This is a genomic window from Nocardioides sp. CPCC 205120 (genome assembly GCF_048654585.1).
Lineage (GTDB): Bacteria > Actinomycetota > Actinomycetes > Propionibacteriales > Nocardioidaceae > Nocardioides.
This window is the reverse complement of the sequence record NZ_JBMCYY010000001.1, coordinates 1,025,734-1,048,718: the sequence shown is the minus strand read 5'-3', so window position 1 is coordinate 1,048,718 and position 22,985 is coordinate 1,025,734. Positions and strand designations below refer to the sequence as shown.

Below are 22,985 nucleotides of genomic sequence, written 5' to 3'. Positions count from 1 at the left end.
CGCCGCACCCGTCGTACCCGTCTGCCCCGTCTGGGCCTCAGTCGGGGCCTCAGTCGAGGCAGAACTCGTTGCCCTCGGGGTCGGTCATGACGATGAACCCGCCGCTCGTCGGCGGGTCCGGCTCGTGGCGCTGGACCCGGGTGGCGCCGAGGGCCACCAGCCGCTCGCACTCCGCCTCGAGCGCGGCCATCCGCTCGTCGCCCTCGAGGCCCGGCGCGGCCCGCAGGTCGAGGTGCAGCCGGTTCTTGGCGCTCTTGCCCTCCGGCACGCGCTGGAAGTAGAACCGCGGCGCCGACCCGTCGGGGTCGTGGCAGGCCGAGGCGTCGTTGCGCCGCTCGGCCGGCACGCCCCACGCGTCGAGCGCCTCGTCCCACGTCGCGAACCCGCCCGGCGGCGCGTCGAGCTCGTAGCCGACCGCGGCGCACCAGAACCGGCTCAGCGCTGCCGGGTCGGCGCAGTCGAAGGTCACCTGGATCGTCCGTGCCACCGTGCACCTCCCGTCCTCGGGGCCCGGCGCCGCCGCGGGCGCCAGTCGGCCGTGCGTCGCGCGGGCGCCGGGCCGTCCGTGGGGTCGGACGGTGGCAGCACCCCCGCCCACCACGTGTACCGCTCGTCGTAGTCCATGACCCCACCGTCGCAGGGATGCAGGACTGTTCCGGTCCGCTACCCGTGGCAGGATCCGGGCATGGCCGACGGCACCACCCACCGCGTGCTGCGGCTCCTCGGCCTGCTGCAGGCGCGGCGCACGTGGACCGGCCCGGAGCTGGCCGCCGAGCTCGGCGTCACCGACCGCTGCGTGCGGCGCGACGTCGCCCGGCTCCGCGAGCTGGGCTACCCGGTGAACGCGTCGCAGGGGGTGGGTGGCGGCTACCAGCTGGGGGCGGGTACGGCGCTCCCCCCGCTGCTGCTCGACTCCGACGAGGCGATCGCGACGACGCTGTCGCTGCTGCTCGCCGCCGGTGGCACCGTCACCGGGGCGGCCGACGCGACCCTGCGCACGCTGGCGAAGCTCGACCAGGTGCTCCCGCCGCGGCTGCGGGCGGAGGTGCGGGCGATCGCGGAGACGACGGCGATCCTCGACCGCGGCGGCACCGGCGTGGACGGGGGCGACCTCATGCTGCTGGCCCGGGCCACGCGGGACCGCGTGCGGGTGCGCTTCGCCTACGAGCGGGCCGACGGCAGCCGCGCCGAGCGCGACGTGGAGCCGTCGGGGCTCGTCGCGACCGGGCGGTGGTGGTACCTGCTCGCCTGGGACATCGACCGCGACGACTGGCGCACCTTCCGCGTCGACCGGCTCTCGGCGCTCGTCGTCACGACGTGGCGCTGCGCGCGGCCCGCCCACCCCGACCCCGCGACGTACGTGCAGGGGGCGGTGACCACCGCGCCGTACCGCCACCGCACCCGCACCCGCGTCGCCCTGCCGCCGGAGCGGCTGCGCGCGCTGGTGGGGCCGGGCACCGCGAGCGTCGAGGCCGATCCCGAGCCCGGCTGGTCGCTGCTCGTCGCCGGGGCCGACGACCTGGAGTGGATGGCGCTGCGGCTGGCGGAGATCGACGCCCCGCTCGAGGTGCTCGAGCCGCCGGAGCTGCGCACCGCTGCGGCGCGGCTGTCGGAGCGGCTGGCGGCGATGGCGGACCCGGGGAGCGCTCCGGGGGGCTCAGCGGGCTGAGCCGCCGCGCCCGTCGCCGGGGAGCCACGGTCGGTCGCAGCCGTGCCACGCGGGCCGCCGCACCTCGCGGACGCGCCGGGCGCCGGGGTGCCGCGGCGCGGGGCACCGCGGCGGGACGGCCGACGGCCGGCGGGTCCGCGGTCGACGCCGGTGGATCACGCCTGCGTCCCGTCCTCCGCGACGGTGCCCTCGGCCCGCACCACCGTCGTACCGGCGCCCGACCGCTCAGCCGGGCCCGTCTCCGCGCCGACGACGCCCGTCGCGACGGCGGCCATGACGGCGGCCGAGGCCGCCCAGCGGGAGGTGACGAGCACGGTACGGCGACGCCTCCGCCCGGCGGGACGCTGCGGGTCGGGGGTGCTGGGGTCGGTCATGCTCACCGAGGGTGCCGGGTGATCCTGAGGCGGCCCTGAGGCGCGGCTGTGCGCGTCAGCCGACCGGCGGGCCGACGACCAGCGCGACGCCGGTGAGGACGGCCACGGCGACGACGCCGGCACCGAGGCCCTGCAGCGGCTTGCGGACCAGCCACGAGACGAGCTTCTCGCCCGGGCCCGCCGGCGCGGTGCTGCGCAGGCGCCACTCGTCGGGCAGCGCGCGGCGCTTCTCCATCGCCAGGTCGAACCAGATCGTGAAGAACGGCGGGATCGCCGCGGCGAGGCCGAGCAGGGTGCGCCCGACCGACCAGCGGGCGTCGACCGCCACGACGATGGTGGTGAGGACGTAGGCGATGAACGCGACGCCGTGCACCATGCCGCCCACGCTGACGACGGCCTCGGTCGTCTCCGTGACGTACTTCAGGAACATCCCGAACAGCAGCAGGGCCCACGTGCAGGCCTCGGCGACGGCGACGACTCGGAACAGGCGACGGGGCGACATGCCGGCGATCCTACGACGCTGTGTCGTAGACAGGCCAGGGCGGGTGAGCGGCCACCAGCACGGATCGCGGCGATCCGGGGCCGAACGGGCCGATCCGGGGGCTCCGGGCGCCGGATCGCCGCGATCCGGGTCAGGCGGCGGCGCGCTCGGCCGCCCGCCGTACGCACTCCCGGACCCAGCCGGGATGGTGCATCACCTGCCACCAGGTGAACCGCAGCACCACCCACCCGTGCGCGACCAGCACCGTGTAGCGCCAGCAGTCGCGCTGGAACGCCTCCTTGTCGGAGTGGAACTCCCACGAGTCCGCCTCCAGGGCGATGCGGCGCCCCCGGTCGACGACGTCGGGGTGGACGACCTCGGGGTCGCCGCCCACCAGGTGCAGCCCGCCCACCTCCACCGCGCCCTGGGGCACCGCGTCCAGGCCCGCCTCGAGGGCGATGCCGCGCAGCACGGACTCGAACGGGTTGGCCGCGAGCGGCGAGGCCGCGGCGACGACCCGGCGTACGGCGGGCCCTCCCTTGCCCCGCACCTCCCGGCCCGCTCGCTCCAGGACCCCCCGCTCCATCCCGTGGCGCAGCGCGGAGTCGGCGACCGCCAGCGCGGTGGGAACGGGAGGCGTCGCCCGCAGTCGACGACGGTGCGCACCGGGCTCGTGGCCGGGCCGCGCTCACCGGTCAGGTCCGCGCAGAAGAGCTCGACGCCCCCGGCCGGCCCCAGCGCGTGGCGGCCGCGGTGGACCGTGACCCAGCACCGCTCGTCGGGCGGCACCTCCCAGCCGTGGGCCCGGGCCGCACTGAGGTGGGAGAGGAGGCCGCGCAGGCGCGCCGCCTCGCGACGGTCGCGGTCGAGGACCGGCAGGCGGTACACGCCGCGGCGCACCTCGACGAGGCTCCCGGCGACGATGGCGGTCTGCAGACGGTGCCGGGTCGTGAGGGTCAGGAGGTCGGGCCGCGTCGCGACGCCGCCGCGCACGGTCAGCGCCTCCACGGCGTCGAGGCGGGGTCCGTCGCTCACGCACCGAGCCTCGGTCAGCCGGGCAGCACCGCGCGACCCGTCATCCACAAGCACGGATCGCGGCGATCGAGCGCGGAGAACCCCTCCGAGAGGCTCCTCCAGGCCCGATCGCCGCGATCCGTGTCGTCGGGTGGGTCGGCTCAGGCGAAGACGCGCTCGGCGAGCGAGGTGAAGAACCCCAGCCCGTCGGTGCCGGGGCCCGTGAGGGTCTCGACGGCGTGCTCGGGGTGCGGCATGAGGCCCACGACGTTGCCGGCCGCGTTCGTCACGCCGGCGATGGCGCGCTGCGAGCCGTTGGGGTCGGCGCCGAGGTAGCGCGCCACGACCTGGCCCTCGCCCTCGAGGCGGTCGAGCGTGGCGTCGTCGGCGACGAAGGAGCCCTCGCCGTTCTTCAGCACGACGGTGATCTCCTGGCCGACCTCGAACGCCGACGTCCAGGCCGTGCTCGCGTTCTCGATGCGCAGGCGCTGGTCGCGGCACACGAACTTCTGGTGGTTGTTGCGCACCAGCGCGCCGGGCAGCAGGTGCGACTCGCACAGCACCTGGAAGCCGTTGCAGATGCCGAGCACGGGCATGCCGCGCTCCGCCGCCTCGACGATCGTGGTCATGACGGGCGAGAACCGGGAGATCGCGCCGCAGCGCAGGTAGTCGCCGTACGAGAACCCGCCCGGGAGCACGACGGCGTCGACGCCCTGGAGGGACTCGTCGCCGTGCCACAGCGCGACCGCCTCGTTGCCGCCGATGCGCACGGCGCGCTGGGCGTCGACGTCGTCCAGCGAGCCGGGGAAGGTGACGACGCCGATCCTCATGCCTGGTCCTCCACGCGCACGGTGTAGTTCTCGATCACGGGGTTCGAGAGCAGCGTCTCCGCCGCCTTCTCGATGTCGGCGAGCACCGCGTCGGTCACCTCGGCGACCTCGAGCTCGAACCGCTTGCCCTGGCGCACCTCGGTGATGCCGGTGAAGCCGAGGCGCGGGAGCGCACCGGCGACGGCCTTGCCCTGCGGGTCGAGGATCTCGGGCTTGGGCATGACGTCGACGACCACACGGGCCACGGGGCGCTCCTCGGTTCACGGGATGGGGTGCGGACCGATTCTAGGCCGGACGGGCCCGATCCCCCGCAACCGGACCATCCCGTGGAGCGCCGCCCGCGCACCCCGGGGACACGCCCGGGAGGCCGTGGCGACGTCCGCGCGCTGTGCGAGACTCGGCCGGGTCCTCGCCCCCGATCCAGGTGCTCCGACCGCTGCTCATGACGCCTCCCACCGTCACCCTCCCGCAGCCGGCCCGCCCGGCCGTGCCTCCGCGACCCCTCCCGCCGGGGCCCGGCACCGGTCCTGCCCCGGGCGGCCCCGCCGGCGACGCCGAGGCCGCCCGTCCCCGCCGCGTCCGCGCGATCGACGGGCTGCGCGGCCTGGCCGTCGCGGCCGTCGTGATCTACCACCTCTCCCCGGGCCACGTGCCGGGCGGCTACCTGGGCGTCGACGTCTTCTTCGTCATCTCGGGCTTCGTCATCACGGCCGCGCTCGTGCAGCAGCGCCGGGTCGAGGGCCGCGTGCGCCTGGGCCGCTTCTGGGTACGGCGGACCCAGCGCCTCCTGCCCGCCCTCGGCACCCTGCTCCTCGTCGTCTCGGCCGGCGCCGCGCTCGTGGGGCCGTCGGTCAGCGGGCGGCTGCGCGAGCAGGTGCTCGCGGCGCTGACGTTCACGGGCAACTGGTTCCAGGCCCGCGCCGAGTTCTCCTACTTCGACCACACCGACCCGCCGCTGCTGCAGCACCTGTGGTCGCTGGCGGTCGAGGAGCAGTTCTACCTGGTGTGGCCCCTCGCCCTGCTGGCCCTGCTCGCGCTCGTGCGCCGCCCGCGCACCCGGGTGCTCGTCGTGGCCGCCGGGGCGCTGGCGAGCGCCGGCGCGATGGCGGTGCTCCACACCCCGGGCGAGGACCCGAGCCGCCTCTACTTCGGCACCGACACCCACGGCTTCGGCCTCCTGCTCGGCGCCGCCGCCGCGCTCGCCGTTCCCCTGCTGACCGGGCCGCCGTCGTCGCCCCGGGTGGCGGCCGTGCAGCGGGCGGTGACCTCGCCCGTCGTACCGGTCGTCGCGGCGCTCGGCGTCACGGCCGCCGTCGTGCGGCTGCCCGACGACCACCCCGTCGCCTACCAGGGCGGGATCGCCATCGTCTCCGCGCTGACCGCGCTGCTGCTCGTCGGCCTGGTGGTGCGCCGCGGCGGGCCGGTGCGGGCGGTGCTCGCCACCGCCCCGGTGGTGTGGCTGGGCGAGCGCAGCTACGGCGTCTACCTGTGGCACTGGCCGCTGCTCGTGCTGCTGCGGGCCGCGTTCCCCGACGCCCCGGCGGCGCTGCGGGCGGCGCTGGTCGTCGCGCTCACCCTGCTGGCGGCGACGCTGAGCTGGCGCTACGTCGAGCGGCCCGTGCTGCGGCACGGCTTCCGCGGGGCCGCGCGGCGGGGCTGGGCCGTCCTGGCGCGCGACCTCCGCGTGCGCGGCTCGGTGGCCGGCGTCGTGCTCGTGACCCTCGTCGTCGTCGCCGGCCACGGCCTGCGCACTGCGCCCGAGCGCGGCGAGGTCGAGGACCTCGTGCGCGCCGGCCAGGAGGCGCTCGCGGGGGCGGGCACGTCGGGCGGGAACCCGGTCGGCGCGGTGCCCCTGCCCCCGTCGCTGGCGGGGGCGACGCCCGCGGAGATGGGTGCGCAGACGATCGTCGTCGGCGACTCGGTGACGCTCGCCGCGGCCCCCGGCCTGCTCGCCGAGATGCCCGGCGTCGGGGTCGACGCGGCGGTCGGCCGGCAGCTGGCCGAGGCCCCCGCGATCGTCCGTGCGCTGCGGGAGGCGGGCCGCCTGCGGCCCTACCTCGTCGTGGCGCTCGGCACGAACGGGGAGATCAGCACCGCCGACCTCCTCGGCGTGGTGCGGGAGATGGGCGAGGGTCGCCGGCTCGTGCTGGTGACCGCCCACGGCGAGCGCGACTGGATGCCGGGCGTCAACGAGACGCTGCACGCCTTCACGCAGGCCCACCCCTGGATCGGGCTCGCGCGCTGGGACGCGGCCGTCCCGCAGGTCACCGACTTCGCCGCCGACGGCATCCACCCCGGCGAGCAGGGCGGCACCGTCTGGGCCCGCACCGTGGCGGACACCCTGCGCGCCCTGCCCTGACCCGCGCCGGGGGTGCTCGCGGCCCGGCCCCCCGCTGGGACGTTCCGGGCACACTGGGTCCATGTCCCAGTCCGTGCCCCCGGTCGCCGCAGGCCGGCTCGCCCTCGAGTTCCCGCAGTCGCTGGCGGTCTACGACGACTACGCCGCTGCCCAGAAGGCCGTCGACTTCCTGTCCGACCGCGAGTTCCCGGTGCAGAACTGCATGATCGTCGGCACCGAGCTCAAGCAGGTCGAGCGCATCACGGGCCGGCGCACCTACCCGAAGGTGGCCGCCGCCGGCGCCGCCTCGGGCGTGTGGCTCGGCCTGTTCCTCGGCCTGCTCTTCTCGTTCTTCGTCGAGGAGGACCTGCTGTCGATCCTGCTCTCGACGGTGCTGCTCGGCGTCGCCTTCAGCGTCGTCTGGGCGGTGCTGGGGTACGCCGCGACCGGCGGCCGCCGCGACTTCAGCTCGGTCAGCACCGTGGTGGCCACGAAGTACGAGGTGCTCGTCGAGCACAAGCACGCCGGGCAGGCCCGCGAGATCCTCGCGGAGCTGCCCGGCGCGCTGCCGAACCCGTTCGCCTGAGCGGGCCGCTCAGCCCAGCTCGCGCTTGAGGATCTTGCCGGTCGCCGTCATCGGCAGGGTCTGCACGACCTCGACCTGGCGCGGGTACTTGTAGGCCGCGAACTGCTCCTTGCCCCAGGCCACGAGCTCCTCGGACGTCACCGAGGCGCCCTTCTCGAGGATGACGTAGGCGCGGATCTCCTCGCCGTGCGAGTCGTGGGGGACGCCGATGACCGCGGCCAGCGACACGGCCGGGTGGCTCATCAGCACCTCCTCGAGCTCACGGGGGTACACGTTGTAGCCGCCGCGGATGATCATGTCCTTGGCGCGGTCGACGATGTAGTAGAAGCCGTCGGCGTCCTTCTTCGCGAGGTCGCCGGTGCGGAACCAGCCGTCGCGGATCGCGTCGGCCGTCGCCTCGGGGCGCCCGTAGTAGCCCTTCATGACGTTGGGGCCCTTGATCGCGATCTCGCCCACGGCGTCCGGGTCGGCCGCGAGGTCGACGTCGGACCAGTCGGCGTTGACGAGCTTCATCTCGACGTCGGGGATCGGCACGCCGATCGAGCCGACGCGCGGCTCCTGGCCGTAGACGGAGAACGAGGCGACCGGCGAGGTCTCCGAGAGACCGTAGCCCTCGAGGATCGTCACGCCGAACCGCTCCTGGAACGACTTGTGCACCTCGACGGGCAGCGCGGAGCCGCCCGCGACGGCGACACGCAGGTTGGCCGCGATCGTCGCGACGTCGACCGAGTCGTCGAGCGCGCCCAGCAGGCCCCAGTACATCGTCGGCACGCCGCCGAAGAACGTGACGCGCTCCTTCAGCATCAGGCCCAGCGCCGGCGCGGCCTCGAAGCGCGGGAGCATCACGACGGTGCCGCCGTACGCGAACGCGCCGTTCTGGATGACGGTCTGGCCGAAGGAGTGGAAGAGCGGCAGCACGCACAGGTAGGTGTCGGGGTTCTCCGCGTCCGCCCCGAACAGCCGCTCGCCCGTGAGGGCGTTGGACAGCATGTTGGAGTGGCGCAGCTCGGCGCCCTTGGGCTGGCCGGTGGTGCCGGAGGTGTAGAGGATGACGGCGGTGTCGTCGTCGTCCGCCGCGTGCGACGCGAAGGTCGGCGCCTGCCCGGCCAGGCCCGCGCCCAGCGTCTCGGTGCCCTCGATCGGGGACGGCGCCGCCGGGTCGGCGGTGATGACGAAGAAGTGCTCGCAGGCCTCGGCGGCGTCGAAGCCGGCCTTGCCCTCGGTGCCCATGGGCAGCTCGGGCGTGCCCTGGAAGCAGAAGTAGGCCTTCGCGTCGGAGTCGTCGAGGTGGTAGGCGATCTCGCGCGACTTCAGCAGCACGTTGAGCGGCACGACCGTCGCGCCGGTCTTGAGGATGCCGAAGTAGACCATCGAGAAGTACGGCAGGTTGGGGCAGGTGAGCGCGACCTTGTCGCCGGGGCCGATGCCCCGCGAGGCGAGCAGGTTCGCCACCTGGTTGGCGGCGCCGTCGACCTGGGCATAGGTGAGGCGGGTGTCGCCGAGCACGATGGCGTCACGGGTCGGGTAGCGCTGCGCGGATCCCTCCAGCACGGAGGACAGGTTCGTCATGCGTCACAACCTACTGGGAGGTAGTGAGCCGCGTCACCGGGTCCGGGCGAGCACCTTCGCCGCGCGGCGCAGGTCCGAGCGCAGGGCCGCCGGAGCGACGAGCCGCAGGGCGAGGGCGACCGGCTTGAGCGCGCCCGGCACCTCGACGTGGGCGACGGCGCGGGCGTCGGTGCCGCCGTCGGGCCGCTCGACGTACGTCATGGCGAGCGTCGCGCGCACGAACCGCCAGGTGCCGCTCTCCACCCAGCGGTACGGCGGCTCGCTCGCCTCCACGCGCATCAGCGGCGCGACGCCGGGCACGGCCGTGACGTCGCGCCACGTCGTGCCCTCCGCGCCGGGGTGGTCGCCGCGGGCCTCGACCCGCTCGACGCGGCGCAGGCTCGACTGCCAGCCCGGGCGGTTCGCGGGGTCGGCGAGGTAGGCGTGGACGACGTCGACGGGGGCGGCGACCGGCACCGTCACGTCCGCGACGAGCGCCAGCTTCTCCCCCGCCACGTCAGAACCGCTCGCCCGTGAGGCGCTCGTAGGCCTCGACGTACCGCGCACGCGTCAGCGCGACGACCTCGGCGGGCAGCGGCGGCGGCTGCTCCCCCGACGTCTTGTCCCAGCCCGCGTCGGGGCCGGTGAGCCAGTTGCGCACGACCTGCTTGTCGTACGACGGCTGCGTGCGGCCCGGCTGCCAGTCGTCGGCGGGCCAGTAGCGCGAGGAGTCGGGGGTCAGCACCTCGTCGGCCAGCACGATCGTGCCGCGATCACCCTCGCCGGCGGCCCGGCCGAACTCGAGCTTGGTGTCGGCGAGCAGGATGCCGCGCTCGCGGGCCAGCTCCTCGGCGCGGGCGTAGACACGGAGCGTGAGGTCGCGCAGCGCGGCGGCGTCGTGGGCGCCGACGGTGGCCACCACCGCGTCGTACGACACGTTCTCGTCGTGGTCGCCGAGGTCGGCCTTCGTCGCGGGGGTGAAGATCGGCTCGGGCAGGCGCGAGCCGTCCTCCAGCCCCGGGGGCAGCGCGATGCCGCAGACCTCGCCGGTGGCGCGGTAGTCGGCCAGGCCCGAGCCGGTGAGGTAGCCGCGGGCCACGCACTCGACGGGGAACATCTCGAGGTCGGCGCAGATCACGGCCCGGCCCGCGACGGCGGCCGGGACGTCGGTGGACACGACGTGGTGCGGCACGAGGTCGGCGAGCTGGTCGAACCACCACAGCGACATGCGCGTCAAGATCTCGCCCTTGTCCGGGATGGTGGAGGACAGCACGAAGTCGTAGGCCGAGATGCGGTCGCTCGCCACCATCAGCAGGCGCCCGGCGTGCTCGCCGGCGTCGATGCGGTAGAGGTCGCGGACCTTCCCGGAGTGGACGTGCGTGGCGCCCTCGACGACCGGGGCCTGCGGGATGTTCGCGATCACGAGGCCCGAGCCTAGTCGGCCGGGGCCGCGCCGCGGCGGCCGCGACCGGCACGCCCGGACGACCGCCAGGGCGCGGGCCGCCCGTGCAGCCACCACTCCAGGCGGCGGGTGATCCACGGCAGGCCCAGGTAGACCATCAGCGGCGTCGCGACGAGCGTCTGCAGCAGGACGCGCCAGGCCGGCGCCACGTCGGGCAGCCACCGGGCGCCGGCGAGCGACAGCACCAGGCTGAGCGGCAGGAACACGACGAAGATGGAGACCGCCTGCTTCCAGCGCGGCGGCGGGGCCGGGGGCAGGCCGGGGTAGGCCACGTCGTGGTGCTCCGGCGGGTCGAACCAGCCCTCGATGCCCGTCATCCGCTGCACCCGGAACTCCCCCACCAGGCCCTGCGCCGCCCCCAGCCACCAGCGCCGCTGCTCCGAGGCCTCCCAGGCCGCGAGCGCCTCGGCGTCGGCGAAGCGGTAGAGCATGTGCCACGCCTCGTCGTCCTCCGCGGAGCGGACGAACCCGTGGCCGAGGAAGCCGGGGAACTGCTCCGCCAGCGCCGTCCCGGCCCGGATCCACGCCGTCATCTCCGCCGAGCGGGCGGGGTCGACGTACCGCGTCGCGGCGACCGTCACCGGCTGCGGGGCTGCGGGGGCGCTCATGGCCGCCCATGCTCCCAGGGCCCGGCACGCCGTAGGCTCGCGGCATGTCGGTCGTGAAGATCAACGCCATCTCCGTGCCGCCGCAGGCCGGTGCCCAGCTCGAGGAGCGGTTCGCCGCCCGCGCCGGATCCGTGGAGGGCCAGCCCGGCTTCCTCGGCTTCCAGCTGCTGCGGCCCACCGCGGGCGAGACCCGCTACTTCGTCGTCACCCACTGGGCCGACGAGGAGTCGTTCGCCGCGTGGCGCGACGGCGACGCGCGCACGGCGCACGCCACGCCCGAGGGCGAGGCGCCGCGCAAGCCCGTCGCCACGGGCGCCGACCTGCTCGAGTTCGAGGTCGTGCTGGACGTGGCACCGAAGGGCTGAGCCCCCGGCGCCCGGGTCCGGCGCAGGTCGGAGCCGGGTGGGTCTCAGACCGGTGCGTCAGAGGATGGCGCCGGGCACGTACGCCGCGGCGTCGGGGTGGGCCTCGACGACCCGCTCGACCTTGGCGACGACCTCGGCGACCTGCGCGACGGCGGCCCCGGTGAACTCGATCGGGTCGGCCACGAGGCCGTCGATCTGCTCGCGGGTCAGGCCCAGACGCGCGTCGGCCGCGAGCCGCTCGTAGAGGTCGTTGACGGCGAGCCCCTGGCGCATCTCGAGCGCGACGCCCACGGCGTGCTCCTTGATGGCCTCGTGGGCGCTCTCGCGGCCCACGCCGTTGCGCACCGCGCTCATCAGGACCTTCGTGGTGGCCAGGAACGGCAGGTAGCGGTCGAGCTCGCGCTGGATGACGGCCGGGAACGCGCCGAACTCGTCGAGCACCGTGAGGAACGTCTGGAACAGCCCGTCGGTGGCGAAGAAGGCGTCGGGCAGGGCCACGCGTCGTACGACGGAGCAGGAGACGTCGCCCTCGTTCCACTGGTCGCCGGCGAGCTCGCCGACCATGGAGAGGTGGCCGCGCAGCACCACCGCGAGGCCGTTGACGCGCTCGCAGGAGCGGGTGTTCATCTTGTGCGGCATCGCCGAGGAGCCGACCTGGCCCTCCTTGAAGCCCTCCGTCACCAGCTCGATGCCCGCCATGAGCCGGATCGTCGTGGCCAGGTTCGACGGCGCGGCGACGAGCTGCACGAGGGCCGAGACCACCTCGAAGTCGAGCGAGCGCGGGTAGACCTGGCCGACGCTGGTCAGCACGTCCTCGAAGCCGAGGTGGGTGGCGACGCGGTCCTCCAGCTCGGCGAGGAGCGCGGGGTCCCCGCCGAGGAGGTCGAGCATGTCCTGCGCCGTGCCGACGGGGCCCTTGATGCCGCGCAGCGGGTAGCGCGCCAGCAGCTCCTCGACCCGGCGGACGGCGACGAGCAGCTCGTCGGCGATCGTCGCGAACCGCTTGCCGAGGGTGGTGGCCTGGGCGGCGACGTTGTGCGAGCGCCCGGCCATGACCGTCGTCTCGTGCTCGGTCGCCAGGCGGGCCAGGCGGGCGAGGGCGGCGACGGCGCGGTCGCGCACCAGCTCCAGCGAGAGCCGCACCTGCAGCTGCTCCACGTTCTCGGTGAGGTCGCGCGACGTCATGCCCTTGTGCACGTGCTCGTGGCCGGCCAGCGCGCAGAACTCCTCGATCCGCGCCTTCACGTCGTGGCGGGTGACCCGCTCGCGGGCGGCGATCGAGGCGAGGTCGACCTGGTCGACGACCGCCTCGTAGGCCTCGACGACGCCGTCGGGCACGTCGACGCCGAGGTCGCGCTGCGCCTTCAACACCGCGATCCACAGACGTCGCTCGAGCACGATCTTGTGCTCGGGCGACCAGATCGCGGCGAGGTCCGCCGCGGCGTACCGGGTGGCGAGGACGTTGGGCACGGATGCGCGGGTCACGCGCCCGATCCTCCCACGACCACCCGGGACCTCCGTCCCGACGTCCCGCCCGGATGGGGGGTGACGGGCGCCGCGCCCACGGTCAGGATGGAGGGAGGTCATCGGGGACCCGCCCTCGATGACGCCCCCGGCGCACGAGGTGGTCCCATGCGGAAGTTCCTGTCCGGTCTCGTCCTCTCCCTGTCCCTGGTCACAGGGGTCCTGCTCGTCGCTCCCCCGCCGGCGAGCGCGGCGACCGCCACGACCACCCTGACCTTCGTCCCCGCGACCGTGGCGGTCGGGCAGCAGACGACCGTCGAGGTGCGCTCGTCCTTCGTCCCGGTGCGGGGGAACTTCCGGCTCCAGGAGCTGCGCGGCTCCTCGTGGGTGACGGCGGCCGAGCTGCCGTCGTACAAGAACTACGGGTTCAAGATCGCCGCGGGGACCACCCCCGGCACCCGCACGTTCCGCGTGGCCGCGAAGGCGGACTCGCGCACCTGGGTGTTCAGCCGGAACGCCACCCTGACGGTGGCCCACGGCACCACGGCGCTGACCACCACGACGCCGCGGGTGCAGCGGGGCGGCACCATCGGGTTCGAGGCGCGCTCGACGTTCCTGCCGGACCCGGGCTCGTTCCGCCTGCAGGAGCGGCGCGCCGGCACCTGGACCGACGTGGCGTCGCTGCCGTCGTACCGCAACTACGGCTTCACCCGCCCGGCCGGCTCGACCGCCGGGGTGCGCACCTTCCGCACCGTCGCGACGCTCGGCGGCACGTGGGTGGGCAGCTCGTGGGCGAACGTCTCCGTCGAGGACCCGGCGCCGCCGCCGGCCGACGACCTCACCGAGGCGCGCAACCGCATCGTGGCCGACACCAACGCCGCCCGCGCCGAGGCCGGGCTGCGCCCGCTGGGCCAGCTGGCCGGCGCCACGAACGTCGCCCAGGGCTGGGCCGGCGAGATGGCGCGCACGGGCCGCTTCGAGCACAACCCGGACTTCGCCCGGCAGATGCCGGCGGGCTGGACGCGCGTCGCGGAGAACATCGCCTACGGTTACAACGTGACGGGCGTCGTCGACGCGTGGATGGGCAGCCCGGGCCACCGGGCCAACATCCTCGGCGACTTCACCCACATCGGCGTCGGCATCGCCGCCGACAGCAACGGGCGGCTCTACTACGTGCAGAACTTCGGGAAGTACTGACGCGAGGGGCCCCGCTCAGGCCCCGACCTCGCCGCGCTCGGCGGCGAGCCCGATGTCGGTGCGGTGCTGGGCCCCGTCGAAGCCGATGCGCCCCACGCCGTCGTACGCCGCCGCGCGGGCCCCGGCGAGCGAGTCGCCCACCGCGGTCACGGCGAGCACGCGGCCACCGGCGGTCACGACCTCGGCGCCCTCGCGGGCGGTGCCGGCGTGGATGACGTGCACGCCCTCGACGGCCTCGGCGTCGGCCAGGCCGTGGATGACGTCGCCCGACGAGGACGTCTCCGGGTAGCCGCCGGAGGCCAGGACGACCGCGACCGCGGCGCCCGGCTTCCAGCGCGGCGGCTCGACGTCGGCGAGCGTGCCGGTCGCCGCGCCCATCAGCAGCGGGGAGAGCGGCGAGTCGAGCAGCGCCATCAGCGGCTGGGTCTCGGGGTCGCCGAAGCGGGCGTTGAACTCGACGACGCGGGTGCCGCGCGAGGTGAGCGCGAGCCCGGCGTAGAGCAGCCCGGAGAACGGGGTGCCGCGGCGGGCCATCTCGTCGACGGTCGGCTGCAGCACGTCGCGCAGCACCTCGTCCACGAGGTCGTCGGGCGCCCAGGCCAGCGGCGTGTAGGCGCCCATGCCGCCCGTGTTGGGGCCCTCGTCGCCGTCGAAGATGCGCTTGAAGTCCTGCGCGGGCTGCAGCGGGTAGACGCGACCGCCGTCGGTGATCGCGAACAGGGAGACCTCGGGGCCGTCGAGGAACTCCTCGATGACGACCCGCTCGCACTGCGCGGCGTGGGCCAGCGCGGCCGCGCGGTCCTCGGTCACGACGACGCCCTTGCCGGCGGCCAGCCCGTCGTCCTTCACGACGTACGGCGCGCCGAACTCGTCGAGGGCGGCCGCGGCCTCCTCGGGGGTCGTGCAGACGCGGGCCTGCGCGGTGGGCACCTCGGCGGCGGCCATGACCTCCTTGGCGAACGCCTTCGAGCCCTCGAGGCGCGCCGCCTCGGCGGACGGTCCGAAGCAGGCGATGCCGGCCTCCCGGACGGCGTCCGCGACACCCGCCACGAGGGGGGCCTCGGGGCCGACGACCACGAGGTCGACGGCGAGGCGCTGGGCCAGGGCGGCGACGGAGGCCGGGTCGAGGGGGTCGACGTCGTGGAGCGCGGCCACGGCGGCGATGCCCGGGTTGCCCGGCGCGGCGTGCACCTCGGCGACCCCCGGGTCGAGCGAGAGGGCCCGGGCCAGCGCGTGCTCGCGCCCGCCGGTGCCGATGACCAGAACCTTGAGGGGGGTCGTCACGGGCGTCGATCCTAACGGCACCCCGCGGGTGCTCCCAGGTGTGCCGCGGGGCCCGCACGGGCAGGGAGGGGCCCGTGCGCCTCGCCCCCCGCCGTACCGCCCGCCGCGACGACCGCCGGCGGGCGCCGGCGCTCCTCCTGCCCGCCGCCGCGCTCTCCCTCGTGGTGGGGGCGTGCGCCGGCGTCGACGAGGAGGCCGTCGCCGCCCTGGAGGGGCTCGACGGGGTCGAGCGCGTCGACTCCCACTGCGTCCTCGGCGAGTGCACCCTCACCGTCGACGTCGCCGACGCCGCCGGTGCCGACGACCTGGAGGAGGTGGTGGCAGCGGCGCGGGCCACGGAGGCGACCCTCGTCCGGATCCGCTCCGCGGTCGACGAGCACGACGGTCCTCCCGGCCTCGCGTTCCTGGTGGACGAGGCGAGCGACCCCGACGTCGATGACGACGTCGTGGCCGTCGGCCTCGCGGCGCGGGACACCGGCGGCGTGGACCGGGTCACCGTCGCGCACGAGGACTCCCGTACGTCGGTCGAGGTCGCCGTCGGCGGCGCCCGGCCGGTCTGGGACGTCGCGGAGGAGCTGTGGACCGACGTCGCCGAGCTCCCGGCGCCGGAGCTCGTCGCGACCCACGGCGGTGAGGAGGACGGCGGTGGCGAGCACGTCAGCCGGCTGCTGGCGGTCGGCGAGCTCCCGGCGGACGGCGTCGCGACGGTCCGCACGATCGAGGCGGAGGTCCCGCCGGGGTACACGGGCGCGCTCGTCGAGGCGGACCGGGTGCTCCTCGGCGCCCGCGACCTCGCCGCTGCGGAGGCGCTCGAGGCGCAGGTCGCGGCGCTACCGGTGGTGGACGGCCTCGACGTGAGCGTGGTGGTCGCCACCGACGTGCTCGCCTACGCGGACCAGGAGCGGCGGCGCGAGAGCGGCAGCGCGCTGCAGACCGAGGAGAGCGGCGACGACGTCGACCGTCGCGCCCTGCTCGCGGCGCTCACCACCTCGCCCGACGTGCGCGGCACGGTCGAGGGAGGGACCGTCGTGGTCCTGGCGGCCGATCTCAACGCGGCCGCGGACGCCGTCGACGCCGCCCGCGCGGCGGAGCCGGAGGCGTCGGAGAGGGTGCCCCTCGTCGTCCGGGAGGACGGCGGGGCATCGGCGGCCGCCGTCGAGCTCCGCACCACCGGCAGCGCCGACCTCGTCCGCCTCGCGGCCGCGCTGCGGACCGTTCCCGCCGTCGGCCGCGTCGAGGTGGAGGCCCCCCGCCCCAACCCGTCCCTGGAGGGCCGGGTCGACGCCGAGGTGGCGGTCGACGTCGAGGCGCCCGACCTGTCCACCGGCGTGCGGCAGGTGGCGGCCGCGGTCGGGGCGTGGCCGGGAGAGGCCGGGTCGTTGTCGATCACCACCACCGCGACCGACCCGGAGGGCCGCTCCTCGTCGGTCTCCCTCCTCGTCGAGCGCCGGGCCGGCACGTGGGTCGCGACCGGCTCCGGCGCCGCCGCGGAGACCGCGACGGGCATCGCCGCCTGGGAGGCGGGCATCGCGGGTCGGTAACGGACGGGCACGCCGCCAGGTGTGCCGGCCCGTGCGGGCGGGCATGGAGGGGCCCGTGCGCCCCTCCTCCCGCCGTACCGACCGCCGCCGGGCGGCCGCCCTCGCCATCCCCGCGGCCCTGCTCGGCGTGCTCGCCGCGGGGTGCGCCAGCGTCGACGAGGAGGCGGTCGCGGCCCTCGAGGACCTCGCCGGCGTCGAGCGCACCTCCTCCAGCTGCGACCTCGGCGGGTGCCACGTCGACGTCACCGTGGTGGGGGACATCGGGGCCGAGGACCTCGAGGTCGTGCTCACGGAGGCGCGCACCACCGACGCCGACGGCATCACGGTCCGCCTGGACCGCGACGAGGACGCCGACGACCCCGCCGTGTCGCTGTCCCTGTCGGACGAGAGCGACCCGGACGCGGACGGGGACGTCGCCGCGCTGGCGGTCGCCGCACGCGCGACCGCAGGGGTCGGGACCGTGCAGGTGGCGCTCGGCGAGGACGGCTCCGGGGTCGACGCGTCCACCGACGGCGAGCGCCCCGTGTGGGACGTCGCCGAGGACCTGTGGCGGCAGGTCGAGCCGCTGCCCGCCCCGCGGCTGGTCACGAGCGGGGCCACCCCGGACACCGGCGAGCGGAGCCGGCTGGTCGCGGACGGCGAGCTGCCCACCACAGCGCTGGAGCTGGTGCGCTCCGTCGAGGCGTCGGGGACCCCGGGGTACACCGGCGCCCTCGTCGACGCCGACAGCGTGCTCGTCGGGGCCCGCGGCCTCGACGCGGTCACCGCCCTGGAGTCCGCCGTGGCCGCGGCGCCGGGGGCGGGCGAGGTCGACGTCGAGGTGGTCGTGGCCGACAACGTGCTGGCCTACCGCGGTGACGAGGAGAGCGGCTCCGGGGGTCCCGACGGCTCCGGTCCGGGTGGGGGTGCGGGCCCGGAGGGCGCGACCGAGGAGGATCGCCGGACCCTGCTCGCCGCCCTCGGCGCCAGCCCCGAGGTGCAGGCCGGCGTCGACGGCAGCACGGTGGTGGTGCGCGGGGACGACCTCGCGACGGCCGCCGACGCCGTGGACGCCGCCCGCGCCGCCGAGCCGGAGGTGGCCGCCCGCGTGCCCGTCACCGTCGAGGTGGACGGCGACGTCGTCGAGCTCGGTACGGCGGGCAGCGCCGACCTCGTCCGCCTCGCCGCCCTGTTGCGCGCCGATCCCGCCACGACCACGGTCGAGGTCGAGGCCAACGCCCCCGAGGACGAGCTCGAACCGCCCTACGACACCGAGGCGCAGGTGATCGTCGAGGTGGCCGCGCCCGACCTGACCACGGGCGTCCGGCAGGTCGCGGCCGTCGTCGCGTCGTGGCCGGGCGAGGCGGAGTCGTTGTCCGTCGCCATCCGCGCCGTCGACCCGGAGGGCCGTTCCCCGTCCGTCCCGCTGCGCGTCGACCGCCGCGACGGCACCTGGGTCGCCACGGGCACCCGCGGCACCGAGGAGACCATCGCCACCGGCATCGCCGCCTGGGAGGCGGGCGTCGCGGGTCGGTAGGCCCGGGCGCCGTCCGTGGCCGGTGGTCGCGGTGGTCGCGGTGGTCGCGGTGGTCGCGGTGGTCGCGGTGGTCGCGGTGGTCGCGCCGCGAGGCTTGAGGTCCGGGTGGCAACCGCGTCACGCTCGGCGCATGGAACCCTCCGCGACGCCTGAGCCGGGCCTGCTGACCCTCACCGAGCTCGCCGAGCTCGGTGGGACCACGACCTCCGCGGTCCGGTACTACGAGCGCACGGGGCTCATCGAGTCCCAGCAGACAACCGGTGACCGGCGCGGCTACCCGACACGGATGGTGTTCGTCGTCCGCGCGGCCCGCCTGATCCAGCGAGTGGGGTACTCCGCCAGCGAGGCCCGCGACATGCTCGACCGGCTCCCGCAGGACCCCTCGCCGGAGGACTGGCAGGGCCTGACCGACTTCCTCGTCAGCGATGCCGAACGCCGGGTCTCGGAGCTGCAGGACGTCCTCGCCGAGCTGCGGTCAGACCGCAGGATCCACGACCTGCCCTGACCCCTCGGTGGTCGGGGTGGGTTGCTCCGGCATCCCCTGGAAGCCACGCGCGGGGTCACTCGTGGTCTCGGGGGCCGCCGGCGCGGCCACCTCGACCATCCAGCACCGCGGGGCCACCTCAGACGGCTGCGCCTCCGGCGACGGGCTCGGTGTCGAGGTCCTCGTCCGGCGCGGTGCCGCGCACGCGCAGGCCCAGGACGCCCGCGGCGGTGCAGGCGAGCGCCACGAGCACCATGAACGGGGCGAAGATGTCGGCCGCGCCCCACACCGTGGCCGCCCAGCCGGCCAGGATCGTCGGCAGGGCCATGGCGGAGTAGGCGAGCACGTAGAACGCCGACATCACCTCGCCGCGGTGCGCGGCGGGCACGACCTGGCCGAGGTGGCGCAGCGACGAGCCGAACGCCAGCCCGAAGAAGAAGCCCAGCACCGCGGACGTCACCACCAGCACCACCGGGTCGCCCCAGGCGACGGCGCCGATGCAGGCGAGCAGGCTCACCGCCGTACCGAGGTCACCCACCACGGCCGCGTGCCGCGCCGGCCAGCGCGCGCCCGCGAGCTGGCTGACCGCCGCCGTCGCCGCCGACACCGCGACGACGCTGCCGCCGAACAGCAGGTTCGTCGTGCCCGCGGCGTGCGAGGCGATCGTCGGGAACAGCGACAGGAAGACGCCCAGCACCGACCACGACGCCATGACGCCGAGCGCCGCGAACCGGAAGTCGGGCGCGATCGCCCGGGGCACCTGCGGGCGCGCGACGTGCAGCTTCGCCGCGCGGTCATCGGCATGGGGCTCCGGCATGGCCAGCACGGCCACCCCGCCGAGGGTGATGAGCACCCCCAGGGTCACGTACGGCGTGACGAGGGGCGCGAGGTCCAGCTGCGCGTCGACCGCGACGAGGAAGACCACCGACGCGATGCCGACGTTGAAGGCGACCCCGGAGTGCAGCCCCGCGCGGGCACCGGCGCCGGGGCGCAGGTCGAGCAGCGCGGCGGACCCGGCGACCACGATCGCGCCGACCCCCAGGCCGTGCAGCACCCGCGCCACCACGAGCGCGGCCACCCCGCCGGCGAGGGCGAAGACCGCGAGACCCACCAGCACGAGGCCGATGGCGCCCAGCAGCACGGGACGCCGCCCGTACCGGTCCGACAGCGACCCCGCGACGAGGACGCTGACGAGCGCGGCCACGGCGTACGCCGCGAACACGAGCGTCGTCGTGATCGGGGCGAAGTCCCACGCGTCGGCGTAGATGCCGTAGAGCGGCGCCGGTGCGGCCGAGACCCCGAGCGCGACCGCGGCCAGGCCGAGGAGCGCGGCGTACGGCCAGCGGGCGGGGGTGCTCATGCGGTGCTCCTGTAGATTCGATGACGGTCGAACGAGGGCGACAGTAGCCTACGTTCGACGAACATCGAACCCCCTGACGGAGGACGGACGTGACCGACCAGGCGACCCGCAGCACGGGCAGTTCAGGCAGCACGGCGACCGACCCCTGCACCCCTGTCCCCGGCCTGCCGTCCGTCGCCGAGGTCGCGCCCGTGCAGGTGGTGCTGGCCGCGCTCGCCGACCCCGTCCGCCTCGAGATGGTGCGCCGGATGGCCGTCGCACCCGAGCGCACGGAGCGCTGCAGCGCGCTCTACGACGACATCGGCAGGTCCACCGCGAGCCACCACTTCAAGGTGCTGCGCGAGGCCGGCCTCACGGAGCGCACCTACGTCGACGGGGCGCTGCACCAGCGCCTGCGCCTCGACGAGGTCGAGGAGCGCCTCCCCGGCCTGCTCCCCTCGGTGCTCACCGGTCTCGGCTGAGCAGCCACGGCCGCCGGTCGAGCGACCGGCTCAGCGACCGGGGTTGACGACGATCGTCTGCTCGCGGCCGGGGCCCACGCCGACGCCCCAGAACGGCGCGCCGGAGAGCTCCTCGAGCGCCTTGACGTAGGTCTGCGCGTTGGCCGGCAGCTCCTCGAACGTGCGGCAGCCGGAGATGTCGGTCTGCCAGCCGTCGAAGTACTCGTAGACCGGCGTCGCGTGGTGGAAGTCGGTCTGCGTCAGCGGCATCTCCTCGACCCGCTGGCCGTCGACCTCGTAGGCGACGCAGACCGGGATCCGCTCCCAGCTGTCGAGCACGTCGAGCTTGGTCAGGAAGAACTCGGTGAGGCCGTTGACGCGGGTCGCGTAGCGGGCGATCACGGCGTCGTACCAGCCGCAGCGCCGCGTGCGCCCGGTCGACACGCCGACCTCGCCGCCGATGCGCTGCAGGGCCTCGCCGTCGGCGTCGAACAGCTCGGTCGGGAACGGGCCCGAGCCGACGCGGGTCGTGTAGGCCTTGATGACGCCGATGACCCGGTCGATGCGCGTCGGACCGACACCGGCGCCGACGCAGACCCCGCCCGCCACCGGGTTCGACGACGTGACGAAGGGGTACGTGCCGTGGTCGACGTCGAGCATCGTCGCCTGCGCGCCCTCGAAGAGCACGGTCTCGCCGGCGTCGAGCGCCTGGTTGAGCAGCAGGGACGTGTCGGCGACCATCGGCCGCAGCCGCTCGGCGTACGACGTCAGCTCCTCGACCACCGCGGCCACCTCGATGGCGCGGCGGTTGTAGACCTTCGTCAGCAGGTGGTTGCGCGTCTCGAGCGCGGCCTCGACCTTCTGGGTCAGGATCTTTTCGTCGAACAGGTCGGCGATGCGGACGCCGACGCGGTTGACCTTGTCGGCGTAGGCCGGGCCGATGCCGCGCCCGGTCGTGCCGATCTTCTTGCTGCCGAGGAACCGCTCGGTGACCTTGTCGATCGTGGAGTGGTACGACGCGATGACGTGCGCGTTGGCGCTCACCACGAGGTCCGCCACGTCGACGCCCTGGCCGACCAGCTCGTCGAGCTCGCGGAACAGCGCCTCGGGCGAGACCACGACGCCGTTGCCGATCACGCAGGTCGCGCCCTTGGTGATGATGCCGCTGGGCAGCAGGTGCGTCGCGAACTTCTGGCCGTTGACGACGATCGTGTGACCGGCGTTGTGGCCGCCGCTCGTGCGCACGACGTAGTCGATGGAGTCGGTCGTGGCCAGCAGGTCGGTGGCCTTGCCCTTGCCCTCGTCGCCCCACTGGGCTCCGAGGATCATGATCGCGGGCATCGCAGCCCCTCTCGTCGTACGGGTGCCTGGCAGCGCCAGAGCCCCGGCCTCGGCAGCAGCGGCTCCGAGTTCACCAGGGCTCTTGCGGCGTCACGCTACCAGGCACACCGGGGCCCGATAGGGTCACCGACGATGGACCCCCTCCTGGTGATCACGAACGCGACTGCCGGCACCTCCGACGAGGAGACGCTGGAGCAGGCGCTCGCCGTGCTGCGCGCGGAGGCCTCCGTGGAGGTCCAGGCGACCTCCAACCCCGGCGAGCTCGACGGGGTGCTCCACCGCGCCGGGTCGCGCCGCATCGTGGTCGCGGGCGGGGACGGCTCGCTCCACGCGGTCGTCACGGCCCTGCACCGCCGCAACGAGCTGGGTGACCGCGTGCTCGGCCTGCTGCCCCTGGGCACGGGCAACGACTTCGCCCGCGGCGCGGGCATCCCGCTCGACATCGAGGACGCCGCCCGCGTCGTGCTGCAGGGCGAGGTGCGTCCGGTGGACCTGCTCGTCGACGAGCTCGGCGGCGTGGTCGTCAACAACGTGCACGTCGGCGCCGGCGCCCAGGCGAGCCGCCGCGGCGCCCGCTGGAAGGAGCGCCTCGGCTCCGTCGGCGTCGGCAAGGTCAACCTCGGCAAGCTGGGCTACCCGATCGGGGCCGCCCTCGCGGCCGTCAACCCGCCGCACCTGCGCCTCCACGTCGAGGTCGACGGCCGCACCGTGGCCGACCTGGACAACCCCGTCCTCATGGTGGCCGTCGGCGTGGGCAGCAGCGTGGGCGGCGGTGCCGCGCTCACCCCGGAGGCCGAGGTCGGCGACGGGAAGGCCGACGTCATGGTGGCCTACAACACCGGCGCCTTCGCCAAGGTCGGTTACCTCGCGTCGCTGGCCCTGCGGCGCCACCACGAGCGCGACGACGTGCTCTACGAGCGGGCGACCACGGTCTCGGTGGCCGGCGAGTCGTTCTGGTGCGCCGCCGACGGCGAGATCTCCGGCCCGGAGCGCCAGCGCACGTGGCGCCTCGAGCCTGCGGCGTACCGGATGACGCTGCCGCACGGCGCCACCCCCTCCCCCTGAGCGCCCGGCCCCGCGGTC

General features: G+C 75.2%; 24 protein-coding genes. 10 read left to right on the top strand and 14 right to left on the bottom strand.

Features of this window, described 5'->3' with window-relative positions:
• Window positions 1-49: 49 nt before the first annotated feature.
• Window positions 50-487, bottom strand: coding sequence for a VOC family protein (locus ACOACO_RS04875; protein WP_420295118.1), 438 nt, complete (start codon window positions 485-487; stop codon window positions 50-52).
• Window positions 488-685: 198 nt separating this feature from the next.
• Between ACOACO_RS04875 and ACOACO_RS04870 the strand changes: the two genes are divergently transcribed.
• Entirely contained in the window at window positions 686-1,669 is a 984-nt protein-coding gene (locus tag ACOACO_RS04870; protein ID WP_420295117.1) for a helix-turn-helix transcriptional regulator, read from the top strand.
• Between the two features lie 155 nt (window positions 1,670-1,824).
• Here the strand turns inward: ACOACO_RS04870 and ACOACO_RS04865 are convergent, their stop codons facing one another.
• The 5 genes from ACOACO_RS04865 to purS all read right to left on the bottom strand — a co-directional run bounded on the left by ACOACO_RS04865 (window position 1,825) and on the right by purS (window position 4,613).
• Window positions 1,825-2,043: a hypothetical protein gene (locus ACOACO_RS04865; RefSeq protein WP_420295116.1), complete on the bottom strand. Its 219-nt coding sequence runs from the start codon at window positions 2,041-2,043 to the stop codon at window positions 1,825-1,827.
• 55 nt (window positions 2,044-2,098) lie between these two features.
• A complete protein-coding gene (locus ACOACO_RS04860; protein WP_420295115.1) occupies window positions 2,099-2,545 on the bottom strand; it encodes a DUF3817 domain-containing protein in 447 nt (148 codons plus the stop codon).
• A gap of 130 nt (window positions 2,546-2,675) precedes the next feature.
• Window positions 2,676-3,074, bottom strand: coding sequence for an endonuclease domain-containing protein (locus ACOACO_RS04855; RefSeq protein WP_420295114.1), 399 nt, complete (start codon window positions 3,072-3,074; stop codon window positions 2,676-2,678).
• A 625-nt stretch (window positions 3,075-3,699) separates the two neighbouring features.
• Window positions 3,700-4,368, bottom strand: coding sequence for a phosphoribosylformylglycinamidine synthase subunit PurQ (purQ, locus tag ACOACO_RS04850; protein ID WP_420295113.1), 669 nt, complete (start codon window positions 4,366-4,368; stop codon window positions 3,700-3,702).
• The gene (gene purS, locus ACOACO_RS04845; RefSeq protein ID WP_277501209.1) at window positions 4,365-4,613 is read right to left on the bottom strand and encodes a phosphoribosylformylglycinamidine synthase subunit PurS; all 249 of its coding nucleotides are present in this window, start codon (window positions 4,611-4,613) and stop codon (window positions 4,365-4,367) included. The genes purQ and purS overlap by 4 nt, the downstream gene beginning before the upstream one ends.
• A gap of 197 nt (window positions 4,614-4,810) precedes the next feature.
• On the opposite strand from purS, the gene ACOACO_RS04840 reads away from it, so the two are divergent.
• Window positions 4,811-6,727 (top strand): acyltransferase family protein, encoded by a 1,917-nt coding sequence (locus ACOACO_RS04840; RefSeq protein WP_420295112.1) that lies wholly within the window; start codon window positions 4,811-4,813, stop codon window positions 6,725-6,727.
• Window positions 6,728-6,788: 61 nt separating this feature from the next.
• A complete protein-coding gene (locus tag ACOACO_RS04835) occupies window positions 6,789-7,292 on the top strand; it encodes a general stress protein (protein WP_420295111.1) in 504 nt (167 codons plus the stop codon).
• 9 nt (window positions 7,293-7,301) lie between these two features.
• Here ACOACO_RS04835 and ACOACO_RS04830 read toward each other — a convergent pair whose 3' ends face one another.
• From ACOACO_RS04830 to ACOACO_RS04815, 4 genes are read right to left on the bottom strand one after another with little or no spacing between them, the layout of a single operon-like run.
• The gene (locus tag ACOACO_RS04830) at window positions 7,302-8,861 is read right to left on the bottom strand and encodes a long-chain-fatty-acid--CoA ligase (protein ID WP_420295110.1); all 1,560 of its coding nucleotides are present in this window, start codon (window positions 8,859-8,861) and stop codon (window positions 7,302-7,304) included.
• Window positions 8,862-8,894: 33 nt separating this feature from the next.
• The gene (locus ACOACO_RS04825) at window positions 8,895-9,356 is read right to left on the bottom strand and encodes an SRPBCC family protein (protein ID WP_420295109.1); all 462 of its coding nucleotides are present in this window, start codon (window positions 9,354-9,356) and stop codon (window positions 8,895-8,897) included.
• A 1-nt stretch (window position 9,357) separates the two neighbouring features.
• Window positions 9,358-10,260: a phosphoribosylaminoimidazolesuccinocarboxamide synthase gene (locus ACOACO_RS04820; protein WP_420296298.1), complete on the bottom strand. Its 903-nt coding sequence runs from the start codon at window positions 10,258-10,260 to the stop codon at window positions 9,358-9,360.
• 14 nt (window positions 10,261-10,274) lie between these two features.
• Window positions 10,275-10,910, bottom strand: coding sequence for an antibiotic biosynthesis monooxygenase (locus ACOACO_RS04815; RefSeq protein WP_420295108.1), 636 nt, complete (start codon window positions 10,908-10,910; stop codon window positions 10,275-10,277).
• A gap of 44 nt (window positions 10,911-10,954) precedes the next feature.
• Here ACOACO_RS04815 and ACOACO_RS04810 point away from each other — a divergent pair, with 44 nt between their 5' ends.
• The gene (locus ACOACO_RS04810; RefSeq protein WP_420295107.1) at window positions 10,955-11,275 is read left to right on the top strand and encodes an antibiotic biosynthesis monooxygenase family protein; all 321 of its coding nucleotides are present in this window, start codon (window positions 10,955-10,957) and stop codon (window positions 11,273-11,275) included.
• Window positions 11,276-11,332: 57 nt separating this feature from the next.
• On the opposite strand, the gene purB is transcribed toward ACOACO_RS04810, so the two are convergent.
• Complete coding sequence (purB, locus tag ACOACO_RS04805) at window positions 11,333-12,760, bottom strand: adenylosuccinate lyase (RefSeq protein WP_420295106.1); 1,428 nt, start codon at window positions 12,758-12,760, stop codon at window positions 11,333-11,335.
• Between the two features lie 147 nt (window positions 12,761-12,907).
• Between purB and ACOACO_RS04800 the strand changes: the two genes are divergently transcribed.
• Window positions 12,908-13,936, top strand: a complete 1,029-nt coding sequence (locus ACOACO_RS04800) for a CAP domain-containing protein (protein WP_420295105.1) — start codon at window positions 12,908-12,910, stop codon at window positions 13,934-13,936.
• A 15-nt stretch (window positions 13,937-13,951) separates the two neighbouring features.
• Here the strand turns inward: ACOACO_RS04800 and purD are convergent, their stop codons facing one another.
• A complete protein-coding gene (gene purD, locus ACOACO_RS04795; RefSeq protein WP_420295104.1) occupies window positions 13,952-15,220 on the bottom strand; it encodes a phosphoribosylamine--glycine ligase in 1,269 nt (422 codons plus the stop codon).
• A gap of 74 nt (window positions 15,221-15,294) precedes the next feature.
• On the opposite strand from purD, the gene ACOACO_RS04790 reads away from it, so the two are divergent.
• The 3 genes from ACOACO_RS04790 to ACOACO_RS04780 all read left to right on the top strand — a co-directional run bounded on the left by ACOACO_RS04790 (window position 15,295) and on the right by ACOACO_RS04780 (window position 18,782).
• The gene (locus tag ACOACO_RS04790) at window positions 15,295-16,761 is read left to right on the top strand and encodes a hypothetical protein (RefSeq protein WP_420295103.1); all 1,467 of its coding nucleotides are present in this window, start codon (window positions 15,295-15,297) and stop codon (window positions 16,759-16,761) included.
• Between the two features lie 55 nt (window positions 16,762-16,816).
• Window positions 16,817-18,277 carry a hypothetical protein gene (locus ACOACO_RS04785; protein ID WP_420295102.1) on the top strand — a complete coding sequence of 487 codons (1,461 nt, stop codon included), beginning with the start codon at window positions 16,817-16,819 and terminating at the stop codon, window positions 18,275-18,277.
• 130 nt (window positions 18,278-18,407) lie between these two features.
• Window positions 18,408-18,782 carry a MerR family transcriptional regulator gene (locus ACOACO_RS04780; protein WP_420295101.1) on the top strand — a complete coding sequence of 125 codons (375 nt, stop codon included), beginning with the start codon at window positions 18,408-18,410 and terminating at the stop codon, window positions 18,780-18,782.
• Between the two features lie 118 nt (window positions 18,783-18,900).
• Here ACOACO_RS04780 and ACOACO_RS04775 read toward each other — a convergent pair whose 3' ends face one another.
• Window positions 18,901-20,121, bottom strand: coding sequence for an MFS transporter (locus tag ACOACO_RS04775; protein ID WP_420295100.1), 1,221 nt, complete (start codon window positions 20,119-20,121; stop codon window positions 18,901-18,903).
• Window positions 20,122-20,210: 89 nt separating this feature from the next.
• Here ACOACO_RS04775 and ACOACO_RS04770 point away from each other — a divergent pair, with 89 nt between their 5' ends.
• Window positions 20,211-20,582: an ArsR/SmtB family transcription factor gene (locus tag ACOACO_RS04770; RefSeq protein WP_420295099.1), complete on the top strand. Its 372-nt coding sequence runs from the start codon at window positions 20,211-20,213 to the stop codon at window positions 20,580-20,582.
• 30 nt (window positions 20,583-20,612) lie between these two features.
• Here ACOACO_RS04770 and ACOACO_RS04765 read toward each other — a convergent pair whose 3' ends face one another.
• Window positions 20,613-21,902: an adenylosuccinate synthase gene (locus tag ACOACO_RS04765; protein ID WP_420295098.1), complete on the bottom strand. Its 1,290-nt coding sequence runs from the start codon at window positions 21,900-21,902 to the stop codon at window positions 20,613-20,615.
• A 132-nt stretch (window positions 21,903-22,034) separates the two neighbouring features.
• Between ACOACO_RS04765 and ACOACO_RS04760 the strand changes: the two genes are divergently transcribed.
• Window positions 22,035-22,967 carry a diacylglycerol/lipid kinase family protein gene (locus ACOACO_RS04760; RefSeq protein ID WP_420295097.1) on the top strand — a complete coding sequence of 311 codons (933 nt, stop codon included), beginning with the start codon at window positions 22,035-22,037 and terminating at the stop codon, window positions 22,965-22,967.
• Window positions 22,968-22,985 lie beyond the last annotated feature (18 nt).